Annotated in this window: 24 protein-coding genes; 13 read left to right on the plus strand and 11 right to left on the minus strand. The window is 63.4% G+C overall.

The window, feature by feature from the left end; all coding sequences use genetic code 11:
• Nucleotide 1: 1 nt before the first annotated feature.
• The 5 genes from C7G61_RS07700 to C7G61_RS07720 form a co-directional block, all read right to left on the minus strand.
• Entirely contained in the window at nt 2-238 is a 237-nt protein-coding gene (locus C7G61_RS07700) for a hypothetical protein (protein ID WP_108513523.1), read from the minus strand.
• A gap of 119 nt (nt 239-357) precedes the next feature.
• Nucleotides 358-1,575, minus strand: coding sequence for a GGDEF domain-containing protein (locus C7G61_RS07705; protein WP_108514058.1), 1,218 nt, complete (start codon nt 1,573-1,575; stop codon nt 358-360).
• A gap of 235 nt (nt 1,576-1,810) precedes the next feature.
• Complete coding sequence (rpsI, locus tag C7G61_RS07710) at nt 1,811-2,287, minus strand: 30S ribosomal protein S9 (RefSeq protein ID WP_108513524.1); 477 nt, start codon at nt 2,285-2,287, stop codon at nt 1,811-1,813.
• Nucleotide 2,288: 1 nt separating this feature from the next.
• Nucleotides 2,289-2,753, minus strand: a complete 465-nt coding sequence (rplM, locus tag C7G61_RS07715) for a 50S ribosomal protein L13 (RefSeq protein WP_057858836.1) — start codon at nt 2,751-2,753, stop codon at nt 2,289-2,291.
• 154 nt (nt 2,754-2,907) lie between these two features.
• Nucleotides 2,908-3,336: a PaaI family thioesterase gene (locus tag C7G61_RS07720; protein WP_108513525.1), complete on the minus strand. Its 429-nt coding sequence runs from the start codon at nt 3,334-3,336 to the stop codon at nt 2,908-2,910.
• An 86-nt stretch (nt 3,337-3,422) separates the two neighbouring features.
• Between C7G61_RS07720 and C7G61_RS07725 the strand changes: the two genes are divergently transcribed.
• From C7G61_RS07725 to nadC, 8 genes are all read left to right on the plus strand, one after another.
• A complete protein-coding gene (locus C7G61_RS07725) occupies nt 3,423-4,247 on the plus strand; it encodes an enoyl-CoA hydratase (RefSeq protein WP_108513526.1) in 825 nt (274 codons plus the stop codon).
• Between the two features lie 150 nt (nt 4,248-4,397).
• Nucleotides 4,398-4,982, plus strand: coding sequence for a CoA-binding protein (locus C7G61_RS07730; protein ID WP_108513527.1), 585 nt, complete (start codon nt 4,398-4,400; stop codon nt 4,980-4,982).
• Between the two features lie 173 nt (nt 4,983-5,155).
• Nucleotides 5,156-6,436 carry an O-acetylhomoserine aminocarboxypropyltransferase gene (locus C7G61_RS07735; RefSeq protein ID WP_108514059.1) on the plus strand — a complete coding sequence of 427 codons (1,281 nt, stop codon included), beginning with the start codon at nt 5,156-5,158 and terminating at the stop codon, nt 6,434-6,436.
• 253 nt (nt 6,437-6,689) lie between these two features.
• Nucleotides 6,690-7,172 carry a hypothetical protein gene (locus tag C7G61_RS07745; RefSeq protein WP_145963576.1) on the plus strand — a complete coding sequence of 161 codons (483 nt, stop codon included), beginning with the start codon at nt 6,690-6,692 and terminating at the stop codon, nt 7,170-7,172.
• A 66-nt stretch (nt 7,173-7,238) separates the two neighbouring features.
• Nucleotides 7,239-8,165: an NUDIX hydrolase gene (locus C7G61_RS07750; RefSeq protein WP_108513529.1), complete on the plus strand. Its 927-nt coding sequence runs from the start codon at nt 7,239-7,241 to the stop codon at nt 8,163-8,165.
• A gap of 54 nt (nt 8,166-8,219) precedes the next feature.
• Entirely contained in the window at nt 8,220-9,206 is a 987-nt protein-coding gene (nadA, locus tag C7G61_RS07755) for a quinolinate synthase NadA (RefSeq protein ID WP_108513530.1), read from the plus strand.
• On the plus strand, nt 9,203-10,756 hold the full coding sequence (locus C7G61_RS07760; protein WP_108513531.1) for an L-aspartate oxidase: 1,554 nt from the start codon (nt 9,203-9,205) through the stop codon (nt 10,754-10,756). The genes nadA and C7G61_RS07760 overlap by 4 nt, the downstream gene beginning before the upstream one ends.
• Nucleotides 10,753-11,622, plus strand: a complete 870-nt coding sequence (gene nadC / locus C7G61_RS07765) for a carboxylating nicotinate-nucleotide diphosphorylase (protein WP_108513532.1) — start codon at nt 10,753-10,755, stop codon at nt 11,620-11,622. The genes C7G61_RS07760 and nadC overlap by 4 nt, the downstream gene beginning before the upstream one ends.
• A gap of 9 nt (nt 11,623-11,631) precedes the next feature.
• Here nadC and C7G61_RS07770 read toward each other — a convergent pair whose 3' ends face one another.
• Together C7G61_RS07770 and C7G61_RS07775 are read right to left on the minus strand one after the other, a co-directional pair.
• Nucleotides 11,632-12,456, minus strand: a complete 825-nt coding sequence (locus C7G61_RS07770; protein WP_108513533.1) for an FTR1 family iron permease — start codon at nt 12,454-12,456, stop codon at nt 11,632-11,634.
• A 152-nt stretch (nt 12,457-12,608) separates the two neighbouring features.
• On the minus strand, nt 12,609-13,700 hold the full coding sequence (locus C7G61_RS07775) for a COX15/CtaA family protein (RefSeq protein ID WP_108513534.1): 1,092 nt from the start codon (nt 13,698-13,700) through the stop codon (nt 12,609-12,611).
• 117 nt (nt 13,701-13,817) lie between these two features.
• Here C7G61_RS07775 and C7G61_RS07780 point away from each other — a divergent pair, with 117 nt between their 5' ends.
• On the plus strand, nt 13,818-14,030 hold the full coding sequence (locus C7G61_RS07780) for a DUF2842 domain-containing protein (protein WP_108513535.1): 213 nt from the start codon (nt 13,818-13,820) through the stop codon (nt 14,028-14,030).
• Between the two features lie 512 nt (nt 14,031-14,542).
• Here the strand turns inward: C7G61_RS07780 and C7G61_RS07785 are convergent.
• Complete coding sequence (locus C7G61_RS07785) at nt 14,543-14,749, minus strand: hypothetical protein (RefSeq protein WP_338026057.1); 207 nt, start codon at nt 14,747-14,749, stop codon at nt 14,543-14,545.
• A 371-nt stretch (nt 14,750-15,120) separates the two neighbouring features.
• A complete protein-coding gene (locus C7G61_RS07790) occupies nt 15,121-16,173 on the minus strand; it encodes a polysaccharide deacetylase family protein (RefSeq protein WP_190241722.1) in 1,053 nt (350 codons plus the stop codon).
• A gap of 130 nt (nt 16,174-16,303) precedes the next feature.
• Between C7G61_RS07790 and C7G61_RS07795 the strand changes: the two genes are divergently transcribed.
• Nucleotides 16,304-17,494, plus strand: a complete 1,191-nt coding sequence (locus C7G61_RS07795) for a GNAT family N-acetyltransferase (RefSeq protein ID WP_108513537.1) — start codon at nt 16,304-16,306, stop codon at nt 17,492-17,494.
• Nucleotides 17,495-17,606: 112 nt separating this feature from the next.
• On the opposite strand, the gene C7G61_RS07800 is transcribed toward C7G61_RS07795, so the two are convergent.
• Nucleotides 17,607-19,874, minus strand: a complete 2,268-nt coding sequence (locus C7G61_RS07800; RefSeq protein WP_108513538.1) for a GumC family protein — start codon at nt 19,872-19,874, stop codon at nt 17,607-17,609.
• A gap of 258 nt (nt 19,875-20,132) precedes the next feature.
• On the opposite strand from C7G61_RS07800, the gene C7G61_RS07805 reads away from it, so the two are divergent.
• From C7G61_RS07805 to C7G61_RS07815, 3 genes are all read left to right on the plus strand, one after another.
• Nucleotides 20,133-21,266 carry a glycosyltransferase family 4 protein gene (locus C7G61_RS07805; protein ID WP_108513539.1) on the plus strand — a complete coding sequence of 378 codons (1,134 nt, stop codon included), beginning with the start codon at nt 20,133-20,135 and terminating at the stop codon, nt 21,264-21,266.
• Between the two features lie 115 nt (nt 21,267-21,381).
• Nucleotides 21,382-22,932, plus strand: a complete 1,551-nt coding sequence (locus C7G61_RS07810) for an undecaprenyl-phosphate glucose phosphotransferase (protein WP_190241723.1) — start codon at nt 21,382-21,384, stop codon at nt 22,930-22,932.
• Nucleotides 22,933-23,075: 143 nt separating this feature from the next.
• Complete coding sequence (locus C7G61_RS07815) at nt 23,076-24,335, plus strand: O-antigen ligase family protein (RefSeq protein ID WP_108513541.1); 1,260 nt, start codon at nt 23,076-23,078, stop codon at nt 24,333-24,335.
• 19 nt (nt 24,336-24,354) lie between these two features.
• Here the strand turns inward: C7G61_RS07815 and C7G61_RS07820 are convergent, their stop codons facing one another.
• Entirely contained in the window at nt 24,355-25,533 is a 1,179-nt protein-coding gene (locus C7G61_RS07820) for a saccharopine dehydrogenase family protein (RefSeq protein WP_108513542.1), read from the minus strand.
• Between the last annotated feature and the right edge of the window lie 115 nt (nt 25,534-25,648).

A 25,648-nucleotide genomic window follows, 5' to 3' on the forward strand; every position in this document is an offset into this window, starting at 1 on the left:
CCTAGCCGAATAGCAGCACCGTGCCGGCGATCATCAGCGCACAGCCGATGAACATGATGGCAGGCCAGCGCATTCTGCGCTGATCATAACGCCCCTGCGCACGACGCTCCGTGATGAGCGCCATCTCGAATTCTTCCGAGGTCGAGAACATGCAGCCAAAGCCGCCGCGGGCCGAGGCTGCGGCCGCTTCGAGCGACATCAGGGCGGCCTGTGGGTTTCGTCTGCGAGGTGAATCCATGGCGCAGAGGATATGGACGGAATGGTAAACGCGAGGTTACCGCGCATCGTTTCCGCCGCGATCGCCGCCGAAAGTGACAGATCGAACTCCGCAGATATCGCCTTGTTCGGTCGAAGCGTTCAGGTCGCCGCCGGTACATGGCGTTGCGAAGCTGCGCGGCCAGCGGTCTTGCGCCGCCAGTTCTCCAGCGACAGCGGCAGCTCTTCCGCGGCCTCGACCCGGTTACGGCCGCCGCGCTTGGCCTGATAGAGCGCGGTATCGGCCGCCGCCAGCAACACGTCGAGCTCCGTGCCGGCCGGACCGCCGGCGACACCGATGCTGACGGTGGTGTCGACCGGACCTTCCTCGCAGGCGATATTGGAAGCCTCGAACGCCTCGCGCACGCGCTCGGCTACGATCACGCCCTCGTCCAGCGAACACGCCAGCAACGCCGCGAATTCCTCGCCGCCGATCCGCCCCGACAGGTCGCTGATGCGCAAACTGCTGACCACGACGGTGGAGAACAGTTTGAGGATCTCGTCGCCCGCCGGATGGCCGAAGCGGTCATTGATGCTCTTGAAATGGTCGATGTCGAAAATCATCACCGTCACCGGCCGCCCCGCGGCGGCCTCGCGTTCGATCACCCGGTTGCTGGCTTCCGTGAAACCGCGGCGGTTCAGCATTCCGCTCAAGGGATCGACCGAAGCCGCGGTCTTGTGCACCGTCACGGCGCGGTCCGACACCAGCATGAAGATGACGAACACGGTGCCGATCGCATACAGCACCAGTTCGATCGAGAACGCCGTCACCCAGATGCTGCTGGTGAAGGTTTCGTCATGCGGGCGCAGCAGGCTGCCGAGCAGGATCGGCAGCGCCAGCACGCAACCATGCATCACGGGCACGGCAATCGTCGGCCAGCGATTGTGCATCGTCCGCCGGCGTTCGCTCCACAATTCGGAAGCCGTCAGCCCCGCATAGATCGCGACGATCGCCGCACCGACGATCAGCCGCATGGCGGGATTCAATGATGGCACAGCCAGCACCATGCTGATCCAGACGATCGCGCCGAACAACAGCCCCGGCAAATTGGGCTTGCGGCCGTGGAAGACGCGCGAGGCATTCCAGACCATGCCGCAGGCCACGAAGCCCAGCGCATGCAGCGCCAGCAACAGCGGCTCGCCGAGTCTGGCCCCGCCGATGGTCCAGATCGCCACCGACGATGCGCCAAGCAGATAGGCCGTCCCCCACCACTTCAAGGCTGGAATGTTTTCCTGCTTGCCGAACAGCAGCAGCATGGCCCCGAGCATGCCTGCAACCATCGTGGCAAACAGATATAGCGTGGAAGTATCGAACGACATGGGCTCACCCGAACGCGTGTGATGCAACTTGTTCGGCGCACACTGAAATGCAATTTCGCGCCATCGCATTGGGGACACTAGGAGCGCCGTGTTCCATTTTCGTTTGTGCGGGTAAGCAAGTTTTCACGAAAATCCGTGGTAACCCATCACTAAATAGTAAGCAAAAAGGGCGCCCGATCGGGCGCCCTTTTTTCTTTCGCGAATGCAGCAAGCGCTGCAAATTTTAGCGAAGCAATTAGCGCTTCGAGAACTGGAACGACTTGCGCGCTTTCGCCCGGCCGTACTTCTTGCGCTCCACGGTGCGGGAGTCGCGGGTCAGGAAGCCGCCCTTCTTCAGGACGCCGCGCAGATCCGGTTCGAAGTTCGTCAGCGCCTTCGAGATGCCGTGACGCACGGCACCCGCCTGGCCCGACAGACCGCCGCCGGCGACCGTGCAGATGACGTCGTATTGGCCGGCGCGCGCGGCGGCGACCAGCGGCTGCTGGATCAGCATGCGCAGAACCGGGCGGGCGAAATAGACTTCGACTTCGCGGGTGTTGACCACGATCTTGCCGGCGCCCGGCTTGATCCAGACGCGGGCGACCGCGTCCTTGCGCTTGCCGGTGGCATAGGCGCGGCCATATTTGTCGACCTTCTTGACGTATTTCGGCGCTTCCGGAGCGGCCGTCTTCAGCGACGCCAACTGGTCGAGAGACTGCATGGTATCCGACATCTTATGCGGCCCTCATGTTCTTGCGGTTCATCGAAGCGATATCAACCTTCTCGGGCTGCTGGGCTTCATGCGGATGTTCGGCGCCGGGATAAACGCGCAGATTGCCCATCTGCACGCGACCGAGCGGACCACGCGGGATCATGCGCTCGATGGCCTTCTCGACCACGCGCTCGGGGAAACGGCCCTCGAGGATCGACTTCGCGGTGCGCTCCTTGATGCCGCCGATGAAGCCGGTGTGCTTGTAGTAGACCTTGTTGTCGCGCTTGCGACCGGTCAGCACGACATGCGCCGCGTTGATAATGACGACGTTGTCGCCGCAATCGACGTGGGGCGTGTAGGTCGGGAGGTGCTTGCCGCGCAGGCGCATGGCGACGAGCGTGGCGAGACGGCCGACCACCAGACCCTTGGCGTCGATCAGCACCCACTTCTTCGTCACCTCGGCGGGCTTTGCCGAATAGGTTTTCATGTGAGGAAATCCGTGAAAATGGAAATCGGCGCCAGATGCGCCGAACTGGCGGGTTTCTAGAGAACGGCGCGTTATCCGTCAACGCCGGCGCGCATAAATTATCTCTGCAAGAACAGTCACTTATAAATATGGTGCAATAGTACCGCTAAAAACCCTACGTATTTGGAATGGAGTAGGTCGCCGTCACATGGGCGATCGGATCAGGCGACGATCCCGACAGCAGGTTGACCTCGCCGACCGCCAGGCGCTTGCCGAGCTTCAACAGCTTCGCCGCTGCCAGCACGTCCTGGCCTGGCAGGCCCTTACGCAGGAAATTGATGTTGAGGTTGGTCGTTACCGCCAGTCCTACCGGGCCGATCGCCGAGAGCAGCACCACATACATCGCGAAATCAGCCATCGCCATCAGCGTCGGCCCCGACACCGTGCCGCCCGGACGCAGCATGCGCTCGTCATAGCGCCGCCGCAGCAGGCAGGTTTCGCCGTCGGCGCTCTCGATGGTGATATCGCCGTCGCTGAAGGCCTGCGGAAATTCCTCGCGGAGGAACTTCTCCAGCTCAGCCACGCTCATTTTCGCTGCCGCCATGCCGCCCCTGCCCTCGCATCAGGGTGCCTGTTACATTAGGTTGTCATCAAAGCCCAAATAAAAATCTCGGAGTGGAAACCTCGGAAATGCCCGCCCAGACCGCCCGCGCACCCACGCCACAACCTCCGATCCTGCTGCAGGAAAACATCGGCAGCATCCGCCTGCTCACCCTCAACCGACCAGCGGCGCGCAACAGCCTGTCGGAGGGCCTGATCGCCGAGCTGCACAGTGCGCTGAAGCAAATCCACGACGACAACAGCGTCCGCGCCGTCGTCATCGCGGCCAACGGTCCGGCCTTCTCCGCGGGCCACGACATGAAGGAGCTGACCGCGCGCCGCAGCGATGCCGATCGCGGACGCGCCTATTTCGGGCAGATCATGAACGCCTGCAGCGCGATGATGCTGGCGGTGGTGCATCTGCCGAAGCCCGTGGTCGCTGCCGTGCAGGGCATCGCGACCGCCGCCGGCTGCCAGCTTGTGGCAAGCTGCGATCTCGCGGTCGCCTCCGAAGCCGCGGGCTTCGCCACGCCCGGCGTCGATATCGGCCTGTTCTGCTCGACGCCCATGGTGGCGCTGTCGCGCAACATCCCGCGCAAGCAGGCGATGGAGATGCTGCTCACGGGCGAGCCGATTTCGGCGACGACGGCGAAGAACATCGGCCTCGTCAACCGCGTCGTCGCCGCCGGCACCGAGCGCGATGCGGCGATCGCGCTGGCACAGAAGGTCGCGCTCAAATCCGCCTATACCGTCAAGCTCGGCAAAGAAGCGTTCTATCGCCAGGCCGAAATGAGCCTTGCCGACGCCTACCGCTACACGGCGGAAGTGATGACCGAGAACATGATGGCACGCGACGCCGAGGAAGGCATCGGCGCCTTCATCGAGAAACGCGAGCCGAAATGGCAGGATAAGTGACGACGCAGAGCGTCGTCATTCCGGGGCTCGCGAAGCGAGAACTACGATGCGCGATTGCGCATCGGAGAATCTCGAGGTTCCCCGATGCGCAATTGCGCATCTGAGGTCTGGTGCTAGCGCACCATCCCGGAACGACGAACTGGAAAAGAAATGAACCACGACAATTACGACGATAATTACATCCGCGGCATCCTCAATGGCGTGAAGTCGATCGCGATGGTCGGCGCCTCGCCCGTCAATGTGCGGCCGAGCTATTTTGCGTTCAAGTACCTGGCGCAGCGCGGTTACGACATGATCCCGGTCAATCCGGGTCACGTCGGCAAGAGCCTGCTCGGCAAGCCCTTCGTCGCCTCGCTGTCGGATATCGGCCGTCCCGTCGACATGATCGACATCTTCCGCAATTCCAGCCACATCATGCCCGTGGTCGACGAGGCCCTGACATTGTCGCCGCCGCCGAAAGTGATCTGGATGCAGCTCGGCGCGCGCGATGACGCGGCTGCCGAGAAGGCCGAAGCGGCCGGCCTCAAGGTGGTGATGAACCGCTGCCCGAAGATCGAGTATGGGCGGTTGTCGTCGGAAATTTCATGGATGGGCGTCAATTCGCGCACACTGAGCTCGAAGCGCGCGCCGATCCCGACCCAGGGCATGCGGCTGTCGCTGAACCGGACGAGCGTCGGCGGCGGCGCAACGGCAGCATCGGATCGCGCCGCAAAGAACAAAAGCGAGCCGACGTGACGCAATACGAAACGATCGTTTCGAACACGCCGCAAGAAGAAGCAGACGCCTTTCTAATTCACGATATGTGATCCCTCGCCTTGACGCCGGACGCGGCTCCGATCAGCATCGCCCGCATTTTCAAGCCAGCCCAAGAACAAGCTCAAGAACAAGCCCAAGAACAGGACGCACAGATGACCGACCGTCTCCCGGGATTTTCGACCCTTGCCGTGCATGCCGGCGCGCAGCCCGATCCCACCACCGGCGCACGGGTGACGCCGATCTATCAAACCACGTCCTTCGTGTTCAACGATGCCGACCATGCCGCCTCGCTGTTCGGGCTGCAGGCGTTCGGCAACATCTATACCCGCATCGGCAACCCCACTACCGCCGTGCTGGAAGAGCGCATTGCGGCGCTGGAAGGCGGCACCGCGGCGCTCGCGGTTGCCTCGGGACACGCCGCCCAGGTCGTCGTGCTCCAGCAACTCTTGATGCCGGGCGATGAGTTCATCGCCGCGCGAAAACTCTACGGCGGCTCGATCAACCAGTTCACGCATGCGTTCAAGAGCTTTGGCTGGAACGTGGCGTGGGCCGATCCTGATGATATCGGCAGTTTCGAGAGCGCGGTGACGCCGCGCACCAAGGCGATCTTCATCGAATCGATCGCCAACCCAGCCGGCAGCATCACCGACATCGAGGCGATCGCGGAAGTAGCCCGCAAGGCCGGCGTGCCGCTGATCGTCGACAACACGCTGGCGACGCCGTACTTGATCCGCCCGATCGATCATGGGGCCGATATCGTCGTACACTCGCTGACAAAATTTCTCGGCGGCCACGGCAATTCGCTCGGCGGCATCATCGTCGACGGCGGCACCTTCGACTGGTCAAAAGACAACAAATATCCGATGCTCAACGAGCCGCGGCCGGAATATCACGGCATCAGGATCCAGGAGACGTTCGGCAATTTCGCCTTCGCGATTGCCTGCCGCGTGCTGGGATTGCGCGACCTCGGCCCGGCGATCTCGCCGTTCAACGCCTTCATGATCCTGACCGGCATCGAGACGCTGCCGCTGCGCATGCAGAGGCATTGCGAGAATGCCAAGGCGGTCGCGGAATTCCTTGCCGGTCATTCCGCCGTGGCGTCGGTGAACTATGCCGGCCTCGCGAGCGACAAGTACAACAAGCTCGCGCGCAAATACGCGCCGAAGGGCGCCGGTGCGGTGTTCACCTTCAGCCTGCGGGGCGGCTACGACGCCGGCGTCAACCTGGTGTCGAACCTGAAACTGTTCTCGCATCTGGCCAATGTCGGCGACACCCGTTCGCTGGTGATTCATCCGGCATCGACCACGCACAGCCAGCTCGACGACGCCGCCAAGGTGAGATCCGGCGCCGCACCCGATGTCGTACGCCTGTCGATCGGCATCGAGGACAAGGAAGACCTGATCGCGGATCTGGAACAGGCGCTGAGCGCGTGATGCACGGTCATTCCGGGATGGTGCGTTAGCACCAGACCTCAGATGCGCAATTGCGCATCGGGGAATCTCGAGATTCCACAATGTGCAATTGCACATTGGGGTTCGATGCTTCGCATCGCCCCGGAATGACGTGTCGGGGTGACAGCGCGATGTCCCTTCATCCTAGAATCACAAGCCTCTCGTTAACGCTCATTCCGGCATAAAGTGGCGCTGAGCCGCCCTCGATGATTCGGAGCCAACGATGCTGCGCTGGATGACGCCATTCCTGATCGCGATCTTCGCGATCGGAACCGCCGCCGCCGACGAAACCCCCGCTCCCAAGAGCGCGGACAGCCCCGCCACCAAGAGCGCCGAGGGCACCCCCGCCCCCAAGCGCGCCGCCCCCAAAAACGCCGCGGTTCGCGCTGCCAGCAAATTGCCGCCCGGCCTGCCCCGCGCCCATTACAACTACCGGACCACGGTGGCGCCCGCCGCTGCTCCCCTTTATGTGCGCCGCGGCCGCACGCTGGTGGTGGTCGAGGAAGAGGATCCCGACGTGCTGTTCACGCCGGTGGGCGTGGTGCCTTATGCGCCGCGCGTCTACGGCACGCCGCTGCTGCCGGGCTCTTCCACGCTGCCCGGCTATTACGGTACCAACCATTCCTACAGCTATGACGGCCCCTATTACGGCGGCCCGTCCTATGGCCCCTATTGGAACCGTCTGCCGTACGCTTGCGGCGTGTACGGATATTGCTAAACGCGCATTAGACAATAACGGAGACGGACGACCAACGTGGCAGGGGCACCGCGGAAAGCCAGCAAAATGGGCGCTGCCAATGCGACCACGGCGGATCTCGTCGCCGTCCTTGTCGCCGTGACCGACGGCGAGCCCAAGATCATGACCATCGCCAACGACGGCGCGCTGCCGAGCGGCCCGTTCGAATTTGCGCACCGTTCGCTGCAGACGGGATTGCGGGCATGGGTCGAGGCGCAGACCGGCCATCCGCTCGGCTATGTCGAGCAGCTCTATACGTTCGCCGATCGCGGGCGGGCCGGCGATGCCAAGTCGCCGCATTCGATCTCGATCAGCTATCTGGGCCTGACCCGCGAAGACAAGGTCGGCGCGGGTTTTGAGGCGCATTGGTCCGGCTGGTACGAATATTTTCCATGGGAGGATCAGCGGGCCGGTCTCCCCGCTTCGCTGGCGAAGACATTGGCGTCGCGGCTGCGGGCGTGGGCAAAGTCCGCGGCGACGACGAGCGTGCAGCGCGAACGCTGGCAGCGCGCAGCCATCACGTTTGGCTTCGACGATCGCGAATGGAACGAGGAGCTGGTGCTGCAGCGCTACGAGTTGCTCTATGAAGCTGGCCTAGTCCCGGAAGCCGTGCGTGACGGGGCACCGGCGACGACCGTCATTCCGGGCAAACCAATGACCGGAGATCACCGCCGCATTCTCGCCACCGGGATCGCGCGGTTGCGCGCCAAGATCAAATACCGTCCCGTGGTGTTCGAGCTGATGCCGGCGGAATTCACCCTGCTGCAACTGCAACGCAGCGTTGAGGCGCTTGCAGGCCGGCTGGTGCACAAGCAGAATTTTCGCCGCCTGATCGAGCAGCAGCAACTCGTTGAGGAAACTGGCGCAATCGCCGCCGATACCGTCGGCCGCCCGGCCAAGCTGTTCCGGTTCCGCCACGGCGTGCTGGCCGAACGGGCGATCGCCGGAACCAAGCTCCCGCTATCGCGCACTTGACATCGGTTATGCTCAGGATAAGTATAAGCCAAGATATACTCAAGGAGAGTATAAATGGCCAGCCTCAGCTCCACTGCAATCGCGCGTTCCGCAGAGCTTTACGACCGGGTCAAACGGGTCATCCCGCCACCTGAATGGGCCATCTTCGCCGAGGACGTCGACGCCATCCTCGAACTCAAGCGAAGCCGCAACGCCGTCGTCCTCGCGCATAACTACCAGACGCCTGAAATCTTCCACGGCGTCGCCGACATCGTCGGCGACAGCCTGTTGCTGGCGCGCGAAGCCACCAAGGTCGATGCCGACATCATCGTGCTGGCCGGCGTGCACTTCATGGCCGAGACGGCCAAGCTGTTGAATCCGGAAAAGACCGTGCTGATCCCGGACCTAGCGGCAGGCTGTTCGCTCGCCGACTCCATCACCGCGCAGGACGTGCGGCTGATGCGCCAGCGCTATCCCGGCGTCCCCGTCGTCACCTATGTCAACACCTCGTCGGCCGTGAAGGCGGAGTCCGATATCTGCTGCACCTCGGGCAATGCGCTCAAGGTCGTGGAGTCGCTCGGCGTCGAGCGCGTAATCATGCTGCCGGATGAATATCTCGCGCAGAACATCGCGGCGCAGACGAACGTGAAGATCATCGCATGGAAGGGCCACTGCGAGGTGCATGAGCTGTTTACGGCATCCGACGTCCGGCAACTGCGCGAAAATCACCCTGACGTGACCATCCTGGCGCATCCGGAGTGCCCGCCCGAAGTGGTCGCGGAAGCCGATTTCTCCGGCTCGACGGCGGCGATGTCGGACTTCGTCGGCCAACAACGCCCGCCCCGGGTCGTGCTGCTGACGGAATGCTCGATGAGCGACAACGTCGCCGTGCTCCATCCCGACGTGGAGTTCATCCGGCCCTGCAATCTGTGCCCGCACATGAAGCGGATCACGCTGAAGAACATCCGCCATGCGCTGGAGACCGGCCGGCACGAGGTGACGATCGATCCCGCCATCGCTGTATCAGCCCGGCGTGCTGTCGAAAGGATGCTGGCGATATGAGCCCGGAGATTTCAGCGCTCGACAACCGTCCCGTCATCATCGGCGGCGGCGCCGCCGGATTGATGACGGCGCTGCAGATGGCGCCGGAACCGGTGTTGCTGCTGTCGAAGGCGCCGCTCGGCGCGGAGGCGTCGAGCCTGTGGGCGCAGGGCGGGCTTGCCGCCGCGATGGGCGGGGATGACGACCCTGCCCTGCATCTGGCCGATACGCTGGCCGCAGGCGCAGGCCTGTGCGACGAAGCCGTCGCTCGCCGAATCGTTCACGCGGCGCCTGCGGCGGTCGAGCATCTCGCGAGGCTTGGCGTCGCCTTCGATCGCAGGCCCGATGGCGGCTGGCGGCTCGGGCTCGAAGCCGCCCATGGCCGCAACCGGATCGTGCACGCCACCGGCGATGGCACCGGCCGCGAGATCATGCGTGCGCTGATCGCAACGGTGCGCCGCTGCCCGTCGATTACTCTGCTGGAAGGCGTCGAAGCGCGGAGCCTGATCGTCGAGGACAATGCCGTCAAAGGCGTGCTCGCGGTGAACGCGCACGGTCCGCTCGTTATCGACAGCGGTCGCGTCGTGATCGCGACAGGCGGCATTGGCGGGCTGTTTTTGGACAGCACCAATCCCGCCGGTTGCTTCGGCCAGGGGCTGGCGCTCGCGGCACGCGCGGGCGCAAAACTCTCCGATCTCGAATTCATCCAGTTTCACCCGACCGCCTTCGACGGGCCGTCGCGCCCGATGCCGCTGGTCACCGAAGCCGTGCGTGGCGATGGCGCAATCCTGATCGACGACACCGGGCAACGCTTCATGGCGGACCAGCCCGGCGCCGAACTTGCGCCCCGCGATATCGTCGCGCGTGCGGTCTGGCGCCGCCGCGCCGAAGGCCATCGCGTGTTCCTCGATGCGCGGAAACATCCGGGAGCGGAATTTGCAAAACGCTATCCGGTCATTTCCGCCTTCTGCAAAATGGCCGGGATCGATCCCGCGACCAATCCGATACCGGTCCGGCCGGCGGTGCACTACCACATGGGCGGGATATCGGTGGATATCGAAGGCCGCAGCAGCGTGAACGGGCTTTGGGCGTGCGGCGAGGTCAGCCGCACCGGGCTGCATGGCGCCAACCGGCTCGCCAGCAATTCGCTGATGGAAGCGATCGTCTGTGCGCAATGGGTCGCGCGGAGCGTCCAGGGCGCGAGCCGCGGTCCGCTGAAAACGCGCGCGGCCAATGCGCTTGCGCCCGCATCCGACCCTTCGGCCGTGCGGGCGATCCTGTCGCAAGGCCTCGGCGTGCTCCGCGACCGGCACGGCATCGAACGCGCGATCCGCGGCCTCTATCCGCTCGGCAGCGCCCACGGCGCGGCAACCGATCCCGCGCTGGTGGGACTGATGATCGCCGTCGCCGCCTGGCGGCGCGAGGAAAGCCGCGGCGGGCACTATCGCAGCGACTTCCCCGACGCCCTGCCGGCGGCCGTGCCTTCATCCATCTCGCTTGCAGACGCAGTCGAGACCGCCCGCGACATCGTTGAAACCGGATCTCTGTCTGTTGGGAGTGCCCAGCCGTGACGCTTACGCCGCTTCTGCCCCTCATGTACGAGCCGCTGGTTCGAACCGCCCTGCTCGAAGACCTCGGACGCGCCGGCGACATCACGGCGGATGCGATCGTCCCGGCCGACCGGCAAGCTTCGCTGGTGCTGCGCGCGCGCCAACCCGGTGTCGTCGCCGGACTCGACATCGCGCGCTGTGCATTTCAGCTCGTGAATCCTGCCATCCGGCTCACCGCCGAGCGGCCTGATAGCAGCGTCGTCACGCCGGGAGATGTGATCGCGACCATCGAAGGACCGGCGCGCGGGCTGTTGACCGGCGAACGGACCGCCCTGAACTTCCTCTGTCATCTCAGCGGCGTGGCCACCGCGACGGCCTCGCTGGTGTCGGCAGCACAAGGCACCAAGGCGCGCATCGTCTGCACCCGCAAGACCACGCCCGGACTGCGCGCGCTGGAAAAATACGCGGTTCGCGCCGGCGGCGGCAGCAATCACCGTTTTGGGCTCGACGACGCCATTCTGATCAAGGACAACCACATCGCGCTATCAGGCGATGTCAGAACCGCGATCGAGCGCGCAAAAGCGCATGCCGGCCATCTCGTCAAGATCGAGATCGAGGTCGACACGCTGGCCCAGCTTGAACAGGTTCTCGCGATCGGCGTGGATGCCGTCCTGCTCGACAACATGACGGTCGAGCAACTGCGACAGGCGGTGGCGATGACCGGCGACCGGGCAATCACGGAAGCTTCCGGCCGCATCACGGCCGAGACCGCCAAAGCGATCGCCGCGACCGGCGTCGACCTGATTTCAGCCGGCTGGCTGACCCACAGCTCCGCCGCGCTCGATATTGGGCTCGATTATCTCGGACTCAGTCGGCAGGCAGCGTAACGCGACGAGCTACTCAGCCGCGCGCATGGTGGCCTTGTTAGCGGCCTTGTCCTCACGCATCAGGCGGTTGTTGCGCTGGACCACCGAATAGGTCGCCAGCGCAAACAGGATCACCAGGCCCTGGATCGAGAGCGCTTCCATCGATGGATTGAGGCCGATCGCGCTCAGGAACGCCGAGCCCTTGACCTCGGTAACGGTGATGATCGCCTGTTCCTGGAACTCCTGCACCGCCTCGCCGATGAACTTGATCGCCATCACGAACAGGAACGCCGAGGTGACGATGAACAGCGGCCGCAGCGGCAGCTTCCGCGCAATCAGGTTGATGAAATAAAACAGCACGGCCAGCCCGAGCGTCGCCGCGGCAAGTCCGGCAAACAGCCCCGCGCTCCAGCCGCCCTCGGTCTTGGCGAGCGCATTGATGAACAGAACGGTCTCCGCGCCTTCACGAAAAACCGCAAGGAAGGCCAGCGCGCCGACCGCCCACACCGTGTCCTGCGATAGCGCCTGGTCCGCTTTCTGGGAAAGATACTCCTGCCAGCCGCGCGGATCCTGCTTCACCATCAACCAGCCGCTGACGTAGAGCATCAGGGCGGCGGCAAGCAAAATGATAATGCCTTCCAGGATGTCGCTGTGATCGCCCGAGTTCAGCACCGCAAACAACCAGGCCGCAACGAAGCTGGCCGCAACGGCGACGAGCGCGCCGGCATAAAGCGCCTGAATGCGATGACCGGCGCCGGCCTTGGTCAGATAGCCCGCCAGCGCTGCGATCACGAGCATGGCTTCGAGCCCCTCGCGGAGCAGGATGACGGCGGCCTGGATGAATGCTGAGGACATGAGACGAGACCTGTTTTTGTTTCGTTTTATCGTCCAAACCATCCAAGTAAAGCGGTGCGGCCCCACACAAACGCGTCAAGGCCGCCGCACAGCAAGAACCCCCTGCAAATCGGGCACTTCCCGGAATGCCGGCAGATTAGAATTGCTCAATTTCAGCCGGGTTGGCCGAGCGGCAGAACCAGTTCCTGCCGGTCGTGCCCGACGCGGCGTGCAACCAGGCGTTCGGTCTGCAGGACCGCCAGCGTCAGCACCACGATCGCGACAGCCTGATGCGCCAGCGCCAGATCGATCGGCACCTGGTGCAGCAGCGTGAGGATGCCGAGCGCGGCCTGCAGCGTGATCGCTGCCACCAGCGACCACGCGCCGCCGATAACGGCAGCGCCGGCTCGCGACCGCATGGCGTCGATAACGTGAAGCACCGCAAGGATCAGCAGCGCATAAGCGGTCATGCGGTGCTCGAACTGCACGGTGAGCGTGTTGTCGAACAGATTGCGCCACCACGGCTCCTCGAACCACAGCCGCGCCGCCGACGGAATGAATGCACCGTCGATCTCGGGCCAGGTGTTGTACACCCTGCCCGCCCGCAGCCCCGCGACCAGCGCGCCGAAATAAAGCTGGACGAAAGTCAGACCGAGCAAAGCCACCCCGGAGACCTTCAGCCACAACGGGACAACGGGTTGCGGACGCGCGGTCATCCGCCGCAGCGTCCAGACGATGGAGGCGAAAATGATCAAGGCCAGCACCAGATGCGTCGCCAGCCGATACTGGGACACCTCGGTCCGCTGCGTGAGGCCCGACGCGACCATCCACCAGCCGACCCCACCCTGCAGCGCGCCGAGGGCAAAGATCACCCACAGCCGCCGTTTCAGCTCAGCGCCCAGCGCGCCACGCCACAGGAAGTACAGGAACGGCAGCAGATAGACCGCGCCGATCACGCGCCCGAGCAGGCGGTGGCTCCATTCCCACCAGAAGATGGTCTTGAACTCCGCAAGGCTCATGCCGGCGTTGAGTTCGCGGTATTGCGGGATTGCCTTGTAGCCCTCGAACGCCTGCGCCCATTGCGCCTCGTTGAGCGGCGGCAGCGTGCCGGTCACCGGCTTCCACTCGACGATCGACAATCCGGATTCCGTCAGCCGCGTGGCGCCGCCGACCAGCACCATGACCGCGATCAGCACGGCGACCACGATCAGCCACCATCTGACGGCGCCGAGATGCGGGGCCTGCTGTGCGGAACTAGCGATCATAAACCCGTCTTGAAAGCTATCTTAGCCCGCCCCGAAGGCGCGCTTGATTGAATTGGCGCGCCCCTTATAGTCCGCCCCTTCCCGCGCGCAACCCGCCACGAGCCTGACATATCCGCCATGACGATACGCACCCGCAAATTCTTCGGAACCATCGCACTTCTGGTGCTGGTCGTGGTGTGGTCGCTATTGGGAATGACCATCGCGCAGACGCCGTGGCTGGCCAGCTCAGGCCTACTGCAGGCGATCTTCTATGTCGTGGCCGGGCTCGGATGGGTGCTGCCGGCGATGCCGATCATCAGCTGGATGTCACGGCCGGACCGCGCCGCCTAGATTAGGGCATGTACTCATAGAACGAGAGATGTCCGCTTTTGAAGGCTAAAGCAAACATGCGCTTGTCACTCGGGAATTTCGCCTCATGGCACCTTTGAGACATGCCCGCCTATCGTGAGAATGTCCGTTCACCGGCACAGACCGGAAGTCACCGAGGTCCGGTCAAATCGACACGAATGACCCTTACCAGAAGCCGCGCTTTTTGACGGACTTCAATTGCGATGCCGTGATCATTCGAATTTAAACGGCCCCCACCGGGGGCCGCCAACCCGAACGATACGGGTTTTCCTCCAGCAGTCGGGGGGGCGCCTTTCGGCTGGAAGCACTGGAATTGACGCTCAGCTATGCCGATTGTTCCCTGGCCTTCGTCAAGCATTCCGGGCATGGAAATTAAAGGATTAGCGGCGGCCCGCTCACCCCCATTTGCCACCTGCTCCCGCTATAGTGCACTGCCGCGCGATAGTCGCCTACGGAGCCGATGCCGAAATCGAAGGCTGCCAATTGAGTCGGCCTTACTTCTTCTGATCAGAGAGCCAGTTTTCCAATGCCTTGGGCGGTTGCAGTCCGGGCGATGTCAGCCACTCGTTGATGTGCGATGCCGTCTCGGCCTGCCGAGCTCGCCGCAAGAGCAATTCTCGGGCCCTGCTGCCGGGAGGTTGCTGTTCGGCCGCCTCTTTGAACTTCCGTGCTTCTTCCGCCAGTCGCTCTTCAAAGGTCACTGCGTGTCGGCCGCGTCTACGCTCTCGAGCCATGGGCCCCCTCTTAATCCACCCATTGCTGATTACAGGCCGATTGTTCCATGCCGTCTGTTCGGTAACCGCAACCTAATCGGGAAAAAGTGGCATCTTTTTGCAATCTAAGCGGATTTTTGGAGTTCAAAATGGATGACGATTTGCCGTTGAGGCTTGCCGTTAATCGAGCTGCGTGACGACTCCGCGTTCTTCTTAGCTAAGAAACAGCTTTCGAAATGGCATTCAGCAAGACATCCTGTGCGAACGGCTTACGGAGGCATCGATGGCCAGATGGCCGCTTCCGAGGGTAATTCGGACATCGCCAAGCCCATAGGCATTCCGGATTATGAACTCACGCCCTAAACCCAATTGTCCCTGGTCGGCCTGACCGGCGGAAACATCATCCCCGACAGCATCACCCGCATCATGCGCAGCGAACGCTGCCGGCCGTCCCAGGCGATCCGCGGCAGCGCGTGCAGATTTGTATATCCCTTGGCCTCGACGACCCCCGCGATCGTCGATACCGCGCTGGCGAAACCTGCCTCCTGCCCTATGACGACATGCTCGCGGCGCCAGGATTGCCGATCGCCGAACGGATAGGCGAAATGCCTGACGGCGCGATGCAAGGCAGTCTCCGCGACCGCCTTGCCCATGGTCATTTCGCGTTGCGCGTCGGCCTCTTTCAGGTTCGACAGCGTGGGATAGTTCACCGTTGCGCTGCCGATCGTCACCAGAGGATCGGCGGCGAGCTTCGCCAGATCGTCCCAATCCATCGACGCAGCGCGCGACAGCGCCGCGAGATCGACGGAGTAGCGCGTGCAGAGGTCGTGGATTGCGAACGAAAGATCCGGCGGCGGCAGCGTCCGCATCCAGCTCGCCAGAAATTCGAAAGTGTCATACTTCTCCGGCGTGCTGCCTGTTGCGAAACGCCGCTCCTTGCGGTCGATCACCAGGCTGATGCGATCCTCGCGCGCGATCATGTCTTCCAGCGCAAGCCACCAGGCTTCGCCGAGCCCGTCCGGAAACGCGGTCGGCAGGTACACGGTGAAGGGCACGCCGTGCTTCGACAGCACCGGATAGGCCTGCGTGATGACATCCTTGCAGCCGCTGTCGAAGGTCAGGCAGGCAAATCGATTAGCCCTCGGCAGCGTGACCGCCCGCCGGCACACTTCATCCATCGTGATCAGATCGAAGTTCCAGCGCTTCAGCGCACGGATCGTCCGGTCGAGAAATTGCGGCGTGATTTCACGCCATCGGTTCGGTTGAAACGGCCGGGATTCGCGCGGACGCACGCGCTCGAACCGCAAAATGACGCCGGCACCGCCGGTCTCCCGCTGCTTCAGCCTGAAGTAGCCGCTGAAATAGGCGAGCTCCATCCCGGCCCGCCGCAAAATTCCGATATCCGACGCCAAGCTCCGTCCCCACTTCCGACCGCGCCTGCCCCGCCGCGGCCGGATTGTTATTACCCTTTGTTGACATTTCCCTGCGAAGGTCGGCCAAAGCCGAAAATTGTAAACAATTTCATATAGCACGGGCTCTGCGATGACCATGGCTGCCGCGATTGATGACCGAACGGCGGATGCAGATGGGTGGTCGAAAGCGAGCCGCATCGCCGGCATCGACGTCGTCCACGACCTCACTGCCGCGGAAGGCATCTGGCGCAGCCTGGAAGGCGCGCAAACCTTCTTCACGCCGTATCAGCGGTTCGACTTTCTCAGTCCCTGGCAGCGGGCGGTCGGCGAGCGTGACGGCCTCGTTCCTTTTATCGTGGTCGCCTACGACGCGGAACGCCGTCCGCTGGTGCTGCTCCCGCTCGCGCTCAGGCACGCCTACGGCGCGCGTTGCGCCAGTTTCATGGGCGGCAAGCATTCCACCTTCAACATGGCGCTGTTCGACCGCGATTTCGCCGCAAGCGCAACGCAAGCCGATCTCGAGGGCCTGATATCAGCGATAGCGCAGCGATCCGAAGCCGACGTCCTCACACTGCACCAGCAACCGGTTCGCTGGCGCGATCTGCCCAATCCGCTTGCCTTGCTGCCGCATCAGCCCTCCGCCAATGATTGCCCGCTCTTGGTGATGGAGCCCGGCGCCGCGTCCACGGCGCTGGTCAGCAATTCGTTCCGGCGCCGCCTCAAGGGCAAGGAACGCAGGCTGCAGTCCCTGCCCGGCTATCGCAGCCACGTCGCGTCATCGGAGGCCGACATCACGCGGCTGCTCGACTGGTTCTTCCGCGTCAAGCCGCTGCGGATGGCCGAACAGAAGCTGCCGAACGTGTTCGCCGATCCCGGCATCGAGGATTTCGTCCGCGGCGCCTGCACCGCGCGGCTCGGCGGCGGCAAGCACGCCATCGATATCCACGCGCTGGAATGCGACGAGGAAGTGATCGCGATCTTCGCCGGCGTCGCCGACGGCCATCGCTTCTCGATGATGTTCAATACCTACACGATGTCGACGAATTCGAAATACAGCCCCGGCCTGATTTTGATGCGCGACATCATCGATCACTATGCCGGACAGGGTTATGGCGCGCTCGACCTGGGGATCGGATCGGACGATTACAAGCGACTGTTCTGCAAGAGCGACGAGCCGATCTTCGATAGCTTCATTCCGCTCAGCCAGCGCGGCAAGCTCGCCGCCGGCGTGATGTCAGGCCTCAACCGCACCAAGCGGCTGGTGAAGCACAATCCGGCGCTGCTGGAGATGGCGCAAAAGCTGCGCAGCGCGTTCAGCTAAACAAAATGCCGAAGGGTGGGCAAAAGGCGCGATAGCGCCGTGCCCACCATCTATCCGATTTCAAGTCGTTGAATGGTGGGCACGCTTCGCTTTGTCCACCATACGAATTCGCTCACGCCGCTACCACGCGCGGGCCCGGCTCGACCGTATCGGACACCTCGCACGGCTTGCTCAGCATCGTCACCTCGGAGAAGCCGACCGCCCTGAGCTGGTCGCACATCAGCGCGCGCGCATCTTGCGTCATCGATGCTTCGGGCACCACGACTGCCTGCGCCTGTGACGTCAGCAATTCGGCCGGCAGATCGGAGGCCGTGCCGGCGTCCATAAGCACATGGTCATAGACCCGCAGCAGCGCGTCGATCGCAAGCGTCAACCTCGGCGACTGGAGCTGCGCGCGGTCGAAACCCGGGCGTCCGGCGCCGACGAGATGAACGCGCGACAGCCGGTCTTTGGTGATGATCTGCGCGAACGACGCCTCACCCTGCATCAGTTCGGCAAGCCCGGGCGCAACCGGATCGGCCGATGCTGCCGTCATCATCGGCGAGGAAGCCACGAGATCGACGACCACGACTTTCGCCTGCTGGGCCATCAGCCGCGCCAGCGTCAGCGCAGTCAGCGTGATGCTCTCGCTCGATGCCGTGCCGAGCACGGTCACCTTGCGCGCCGCGGTGCCTGCCCCAACCAGAACATCCGCCATTTGCTCGATTTCACCGATTTCCGCCGCGGTGTCCATGCGAGGGCTGTCCACGCGCGGTTCATTCAACACCGGCTCGGCGTGATCCACGTCAGCGAGGTCCGCCACGGGAAGCTCTGGCGCGATCGCCGGCGCACGCACCGGTTCCGGCGGAGCAGCTATGACGATTTCGGGCGCGATTTCGCGCACAACTTCCGGCGACGCCGCACCGGGTCTCCGCGGCGCGGTCATGCGCAACAGCTCGCCGGTCACAATAGCACCCGAGGTGAGCAGCAAGGTCGCCAGCGTCGCGATCAGCACGATCGGCAGCTTCTTCGGATAGGCCGGGGTGTTGGAAACGGTGGCCCGCGAGATGATGCGGCCGTCGGTCGGCGTCGCCTCGAGGTTTTCACGCGCGCTCGCGTCGCGATATTTGGCGAGAAAGGACTCCAGCTGGTCGCGTTTCGCCTTGGCATCGCGCTCGAGCGCGCGGAGCTGAACGTCCTGGCCGTTGCTCGAGGACGCCTGTCTCTTCGACTGTTCGAGGCTTGCCACGGCACTTTCGACCCGGCCGCCGGCAATACGCGCGTCGTTCTCCAGCGAGCGGGACACCGTGCCCGCCTCCTCACGCAACTGCCGATCGATATCGGCGAGCTGCGCCTTCAATTCCTTGATACGGGGATGGCCGCCAAGCAGCGTGGAAGACTGTTCGGCAAGCTGGGTGCGCAGCGTGGCGCGCCGCTCCGACAACCCGCGGATCCGCTCTGAATTGAGAATTTCGGAAGCTTCGATCGGCCTACCGGTATCAAGCATCTCCTTAATCAGCCGCGCCTTGGTTTCCGCATCCGACTTCAGTGCACGCGCGTTGTTGAGCTGGGTGTTGAGCTCGCCCATCTGCTGATTGGACAGCGTGGTGTTGTTGGTGCCGACGAACAGGCTCGACTTGGAACGAAACTCCTCGACCCGCGATTCGGCCTGCGAAACCTCCTTGCGCAACTCGTCGATCCTGCCGGTATAAAATTTGACCGCGTCCTTTGCCTGATCCTGCCGCGCGTCCTGCTGCAGCACCAGATAGCCTTCCGCGATCGAATTGGCGACGCGGGCGGCCAGATCGGGATCGCGCGACTGGAATTCGATGACGATGACGCGGGACTTGTCGACCGCATAGGCCGTGAAGCGCTCGTAATAGGCCTCCAGCACGCGCTCTTCCGGAGTGAGCGAAAACGGATCGCGCACAACGCCAATCAAGGCGAGCAGCGACTTGACCGGCGAAGCGCCACGCAACACCGGATCGAATTCTGGGAGTTCGGCCAGTCTGTTCTTCTTGATGATCTCGCGGGCCAGGTCGCGCGACTGCACGAGTTGCACCTGACTGGTCACGGCTTCGGCGTCGAGCGCGCTGCGCTCCTCGTTGCGCTCGCCGGTCGGCCGCAGGAATACGTTTTCGCGCCCATCCACCAGGATGCGCGCTTCCGACTTGAACCGAGGGGTGATCATATTGACCGCGGCCAGCGATGCCACCAGCACCAGAACCGTCGGGACGATGATCAAACTTCGCTTGCGCATCAGCGTCTGGCCGAGCGCATGCAGATCGAGATCGCCGGATTCTGATGCGGCGACGGGCTTCGGGGCCGAAGGCGCAGGCCTTGCCATCGCCCGCTGCACCACCGGCTTATCCTTGCCTGCACGCCAGAACGCCAAACGCATCGCACACTCCCGCGGACGCCACTGCTGGTCCACTCGAACCTGGCCCGAGTACACTCCATTATGGTTGCCGCTGGGTTAATTTGCCCCATTTCGCGGCCCGCAAACACGGGCTATTGGCACGCGGTCATTTTTTGTTAACCATCAAAGGCCTTAATCGGGCGACATTTTTTTCAGGACTCTAGTAATGCGAGGCGTACCCGCTCGAATCCCATGTCTGGTTGCTGCGCTCGTGCTCTTCGGCGAGCGCTGGTTCTGATCATGCCTGTCGTTGACGGTCAGCCGCTTCGTATCCTGCACGCCACGCGCGCGCCTGTCGGCGGCATTTTCCGCCATATCCTCGATCTCGCCAACGGCCAGGCCGACCGCGGCCATCACGTCGGCATCATCGCCGACAGCCTCACCGGCGGCGAACGCGCCGAGCAGGCGCTGGCGGAAATCGCCCCGCGCCTCAAGCTCGGCGTTCACCGCACGGCCATTCGTCGCGAGCCGCTTCCGACCGACATGCTGGTGTGGGCCCGGTTCCAGCGCATGATCCGCGAACTGAAGCCGGACGTGCTGCACGGTCACGGCGCCAAGGCCGGCGCCTTCATGCGTTTGCGGACCGCTTCCCGCGACAGGATCCGGGTCTACACCCCCCATGGCGGCTCGCTGCATTATCCGGTGGCGACGCTGAAGGGCAACATCTACGCCCGCGTCGAACGCGCGCTGATGAACGATACCGACCTGTTCCTGTTCGAAAGCGCGTTTGCGCGCGACACCTATCAGCGCACCATCGGCACGCCGAAGGGACTGGTGCGCTGCGTGTTCAACGGCGTCACCGCCACTGAATTCGACGCGGTCGTGAAGGCCGATGACGCCACCGACCTGATCTATGTTGGCGAGTTCCGGCACATCAAGGGCGCCGACCTCCTGATCGACACGGTGGCACGGCTGCGCGCCGGCGGCCGTCCGGTGACGCTCACGCTCGCCGGCGACGGCGAGGAAAGCGCAAGCCTCAAAGGCCAGGTGGAACAGCTCGGCCTCGGCGACGCCGTGCGGTTCATCGGCCACGTCAAGGCGCGCTTCGGCTTCTCCAAAGGCTCGCTGCTGGTGGTTCCCTCCCGCGGCGACTCGATGCCCTATGTCGTGATCGAGGCGGCGGCTGCAGGGATTCCAATGGTCGCCGCCAACATCGGCGGCATCCCCGAGATTTTCGGTCCGCATGGCGATGCCTTGTTTGCTCCCAGCAACGCGGCCGCGATGGCGGAAGCGATCGAAGCCGCGCTGAAGGATCCGGCGGCAGCGACCGCGCGGGCGAAATCGCTGCGCGAGCGAATCTTCATGCATTTTTCGCAGAAGGCGATGGTCGAGGGCGTCTTTGCCGGATATCGCGACGCGTTTGCCAATCGTTAACCGTTCTTTACCAACGTAACCGTTTCTTCCGATTTGTCCCGTAAGCCGTGGGCGTGGGGAATTCCGCACCGGCAGGCACGCTCCTATGTGCATGCTCCAGAACGGACGTGGACCAGTGGAACCGATTAACGCACGCTCGATGCTCGATGCCGCGGCAACGGCCGCGATGACCGTCACCGCCGATCACCCACCGATCGAACGGCGCCGCAGACTTACCTCGGCCGCTATTGCCGTCAGCAACCAGAAAGTCGGCCGCGCCTATTCGCCGATCGTGATCGCAGGCGCAGTTCGCGTCATGGATTTTGCGATGCTCAGCGCGATCGGCGTCGCGCTTTATTTCGGATATGTCGTCCCCCTCTCCGGCTTCTACTGGGAATTTCTCGCGGCGATCTTCGGCGTGGCCGCAACGGCCGTGATCTGCTTCCAGGCCGCCGATATCTACCAGGTGCAGCTATTCCGCGGCCACCTTCGCCAGATGACCCGGATGATTTCATCCTGGGCGTTCGTGTTCCTGCTGTTCATCGGCGCCTCCTTCATCGTCAAGCTCGGCAGCGAAATTTCGCGACTCTGGCTCACGGCGTTTTTCCTTGGCGGTATTGCGGCGCTGGTGACCGGGCGGGTGTTCCTGCGCTCGCTGGTGCGTGGCTGGGCCCGTCAGGGCCGGCTCGACCGCCGCACCATCATCGTGGGCGCGGACGAGAACGGCGAGCAACTCGTCCAGGCGCTCAAGACCCAGGATGATTCCGACATCCAGGTGCTCGGCGTGTTCGACGACCGCAACGACGACCGCGCGCTGGATACCTGCGCCGGCAGCCCCAAGCTCGGCAAGGTCGACGACATCGTCGAATTCGCGCGCCGCACCCGCATCGACCTCGTGCTGTTCGCGCTGCCGATCTCGGCCGAGACCCGCATTCTGGAGATGCTGAAGAAGCTGTGGGTGCTGCCGGTCGACATCCGCCTCTCAGCCCATACCAACAAGCTGCGCTTCCGCCCCCGCTCCTATTCCTATCTCGGCGAGGTGCCCACTCTCGACGTGTTCGAGGCGCCGATCACCGACTGGGACCTGGTGATGAAGTGGCTGTTCGACCACGTCGTCGGCTTCGTGATCCTGGTGCTGGCACTGCCGGTGATGGGATTGGTCGCGCTTGCGGTCAGGCTCGACAGCCCGGGGCCGGTGCTGTTCCGCCAGAAAAGATTCGGCTTCAACAACGAACGCATCGACGTCTTCAAATTTCGCTCGATGTACCACCATCAGGCCGATCCGACCGCCTCCAAGGTCGTAACCAAAAACGATCCCCGCGTCACGCGCGTCGGGCGCTTCATCCGCAAGACCAGCCTCGACGAATTGCCGCAGCTCTTCAACGTCGTGTTCAAGAGCAACCTTTCGCTGGTCGGTCCCCGTCCCCACGCCGTGCAGGGCAAGCTGCAGAGCCGGTTGTTCGACGAGGCCGTCGACGGCTATTTCGCGCGCCACCGCGTCAAGCCGGGGATCACCGGCTGGGCGCAGATCAACGGCTGGCGCGGCGAAGTCGATACCGACGAGAAGATACAGAAGCGCGTCGAGTTCGATCTCTATTACATCGAGAACTGGTCGGTGCTGTTCGATCTCTACATTCTGCTCAAGACGCCGCTGGCGCTGATGACCAAAAGCGAGAACGCGTATTGAGTTGAGGATACCTCGCCGTCATTGCGAGCGCAGCGAAGCAATCCACGGCGCAACGCTGGGAAAGAGGGATTGCTTCGTCGCTCCGCTCCTCGCAATGACGCAAGTAGCGGCTGCATTGTTTTGTTGCGTTGCGTGAGTGTGTAATGGCGTATGCGGCGACAGCCGGGGGATCGCTCCCATCGATGACGGCCGCGCCCGGCGTGCTTGCCTTGCAGCGCGCGATGGTGTGGCTGGTCGGCGCATGCGGCGCCATCGTCTTTATCGAACCCTCGCCCTATGAGCTGGCGACGCTGGCCGCCTCGCTGATCTTCTTCGCAACGGGGTTGCGGATGCGGCTGGTGTTCATCCCGCTGCTGTTGCTCCTGTTCCTGATCAATATCGGCTACAGCATCAGCGCGGTCGCCGTGATGGACCGCCCGAACGTGCCGAACTGGATCGCAACCTCCTGGTACATGGCGGTCACTGTCATCTTCTTCGCGATGGTCATCTCCGAGGACACCGCGGCGCGGCTCGACATGCTCCGGCGCGGCCTCGTCCTCGGCGCCGTGATTGCTTCGCTCGCCGGCATCGCGGGTTATTTCAATCTCGTTCCCGGTGGGCGCGACCTGCTGACGCTGTACGACCGTGCCCGCGGCACCTTCAAGGACCCGAACGTATACGGTGCGTTCCTTATCCTGCCTGCGCTGTTCGCGCTGCAAAGCGTCGTTTCGGACAAGTTCGGCAAATCGCTCCGCAACGCGATCGCGTTCGGCATCATGTCGCTGGCGATCCTGCTGGCGTTTTCACGCGCGGCGTGGGGCATGCTCGTCATCACCTCCGCCGTCATGCTGGCGCTGATGGTGCTGACCAGCCGCTCGCAGTCGCAGCGCTCGCGCATCATCGTCATGGCGCTGGTCGTGGTGGTGCTGGCGGCCGCGCTGGTCGCGGTATTGCTGTCGTTCGATTCCATCTCGCAGCTGTTCAAACAGCGCGCCAGTTTCGACCAGAGCTATGACGAGGGCCGTTTCGGCCGCTTCGGCCGGCATATCCTCGGCGCCGAGATGGCGCTGGGCTTGCCCTTCGGCATCGGGCCGCTGCAGTTCAATCGCTTCTTTCCCGAAGACACCCACAATTCCTACCTGAACGCGTTCATGTCGGGCGGCTGGCTCTCCGGCGTCTGCTATCCCGCGCTAATTTTCGTCACGGTGCTGACGAGCTTCCGCTATGTGTTCGTCCGCGTGCCCTGGCAGCCGACCTATCTGGCCGTCTTCGCAGCCTTCCTCGGCACAGTCGGCGAGAGCTTTATCATCGATACCGACCATTGGCGGCATTTCTGGATGATGCTGGGCACGATGTGGGGCATGTTCGTCGCCGCCGAACGCTGGAAGGCGAACAGCAATTCCGCAATTATGGCACCGACGTAACCCACCGTACAATTCGACGCTATTTCTCCACCGTGAACGTCAACCCAGCATGATCGACAAGCCGCTTGATCAGCTTGTGCTGCATCGCCGCCCCCGGCGTCCAAATTCCCGCCGGCACGTCCGGCGTATCGCGCAGCAGGCAGATCGCGCATTCCGAGATCATCTTTGACGTCGAGCCATAGCCGGGATCGCGGTCACCCTTCACTGCGGCGCGGACCTGACGACCATCGGGGGCGATGGCGACGTAGAGCAGATCATAGAGCCCGTTCTCGCGCTCTTCCTTCGACGGCCCTTCGCCCGGCTTCGGCGCGTTCGGACCGGTCTTTTCGGTGTTTGCGGCCATCACCAGCTTGGCGTTGGCTTCGCCCTTCTCGCCAGCCCCCGTCAGCACCATTTCGTCGTAGACGAACTCCTTCCCGTACGGAAAACCCATCAGCATGTTCGAGCGATGGATGTTACGGGTGTTGATGAGCGCCATCATGAACGGCGCGGCCCAGGACTGCAGGTCTTCCTCGTAGGTGGGCTTGCTGCCCGGCGGCTGTTTTGGCCCCTTGGACCCGGGCGTCAGCGCGAACGGATCCTTGAGGATCGCAACGAGGCTGAGATCCTTGGCAACTGCGTCGAAGGTAGCTTTGGCGCTCGCGGCGGTGCCGCCGGACAGGGTGCCGCGCATGTCGCGTACGCGACCCTTGACGCGTAAAGCCGGCGAGCCGAACACCCGCTTGGCTTCCTCTTGCACAAAGAGGGCGCCGAGTTCGAACGGCACCGAGTCGAACCCGCACGAAAACACGATGCGCGCGCCGTTTGCTTTCGCCGCTGCTTCGTGCTTGTCGATCATCTCCCGCATCCACAGCGGCTCACCGCAGAGATCGAAATAGTCGGTACCCGAGGCCACGCAGGCCGCAAGCAGCTCGTTGCCATAAAACTGATACGGGCCGACCGTGCTGATCACGGATTTCGTCTGATCCACCATCGCTTTGAGCGAGGCGGGATCTCTGGCATCGGCCACAAGGAGCGGCGTATCGGCAGGCGCGCCGATCGCGTCGCGGACGGAGGCGAGCTTGTCTTTGCTGCGCCCGGCCATCGCCCATTTCAGATTGGCGTCGCCCTTGTATTGCGCGGCGAGATATTCGGCGACGAGCTGCCCGGTGAAGCCGGTGGCGCCATAGACGACGATGTCGAATTTCGACGAAGACATACTTGGATTCCCTTTAGTACTTCTCGTCATTTGCGAGCGGAGCGAAGCAATCCATCTCCCTCTTGCGGCGCCATGGATTGCTTCGCTTCGCTCGCAATGACGGTTTCCTCTCGCT

This window comes from Bradyrhizobium algeriense (genome assembly GCF_003062295.1).
Classification (GTDB): Bacteria; Pseudomonadota; Alphaproteobacteria; order Rhizobiales; family Xanthobacteraceae; genus Bradyrhizobium; species Bradyrhizobium algeriense.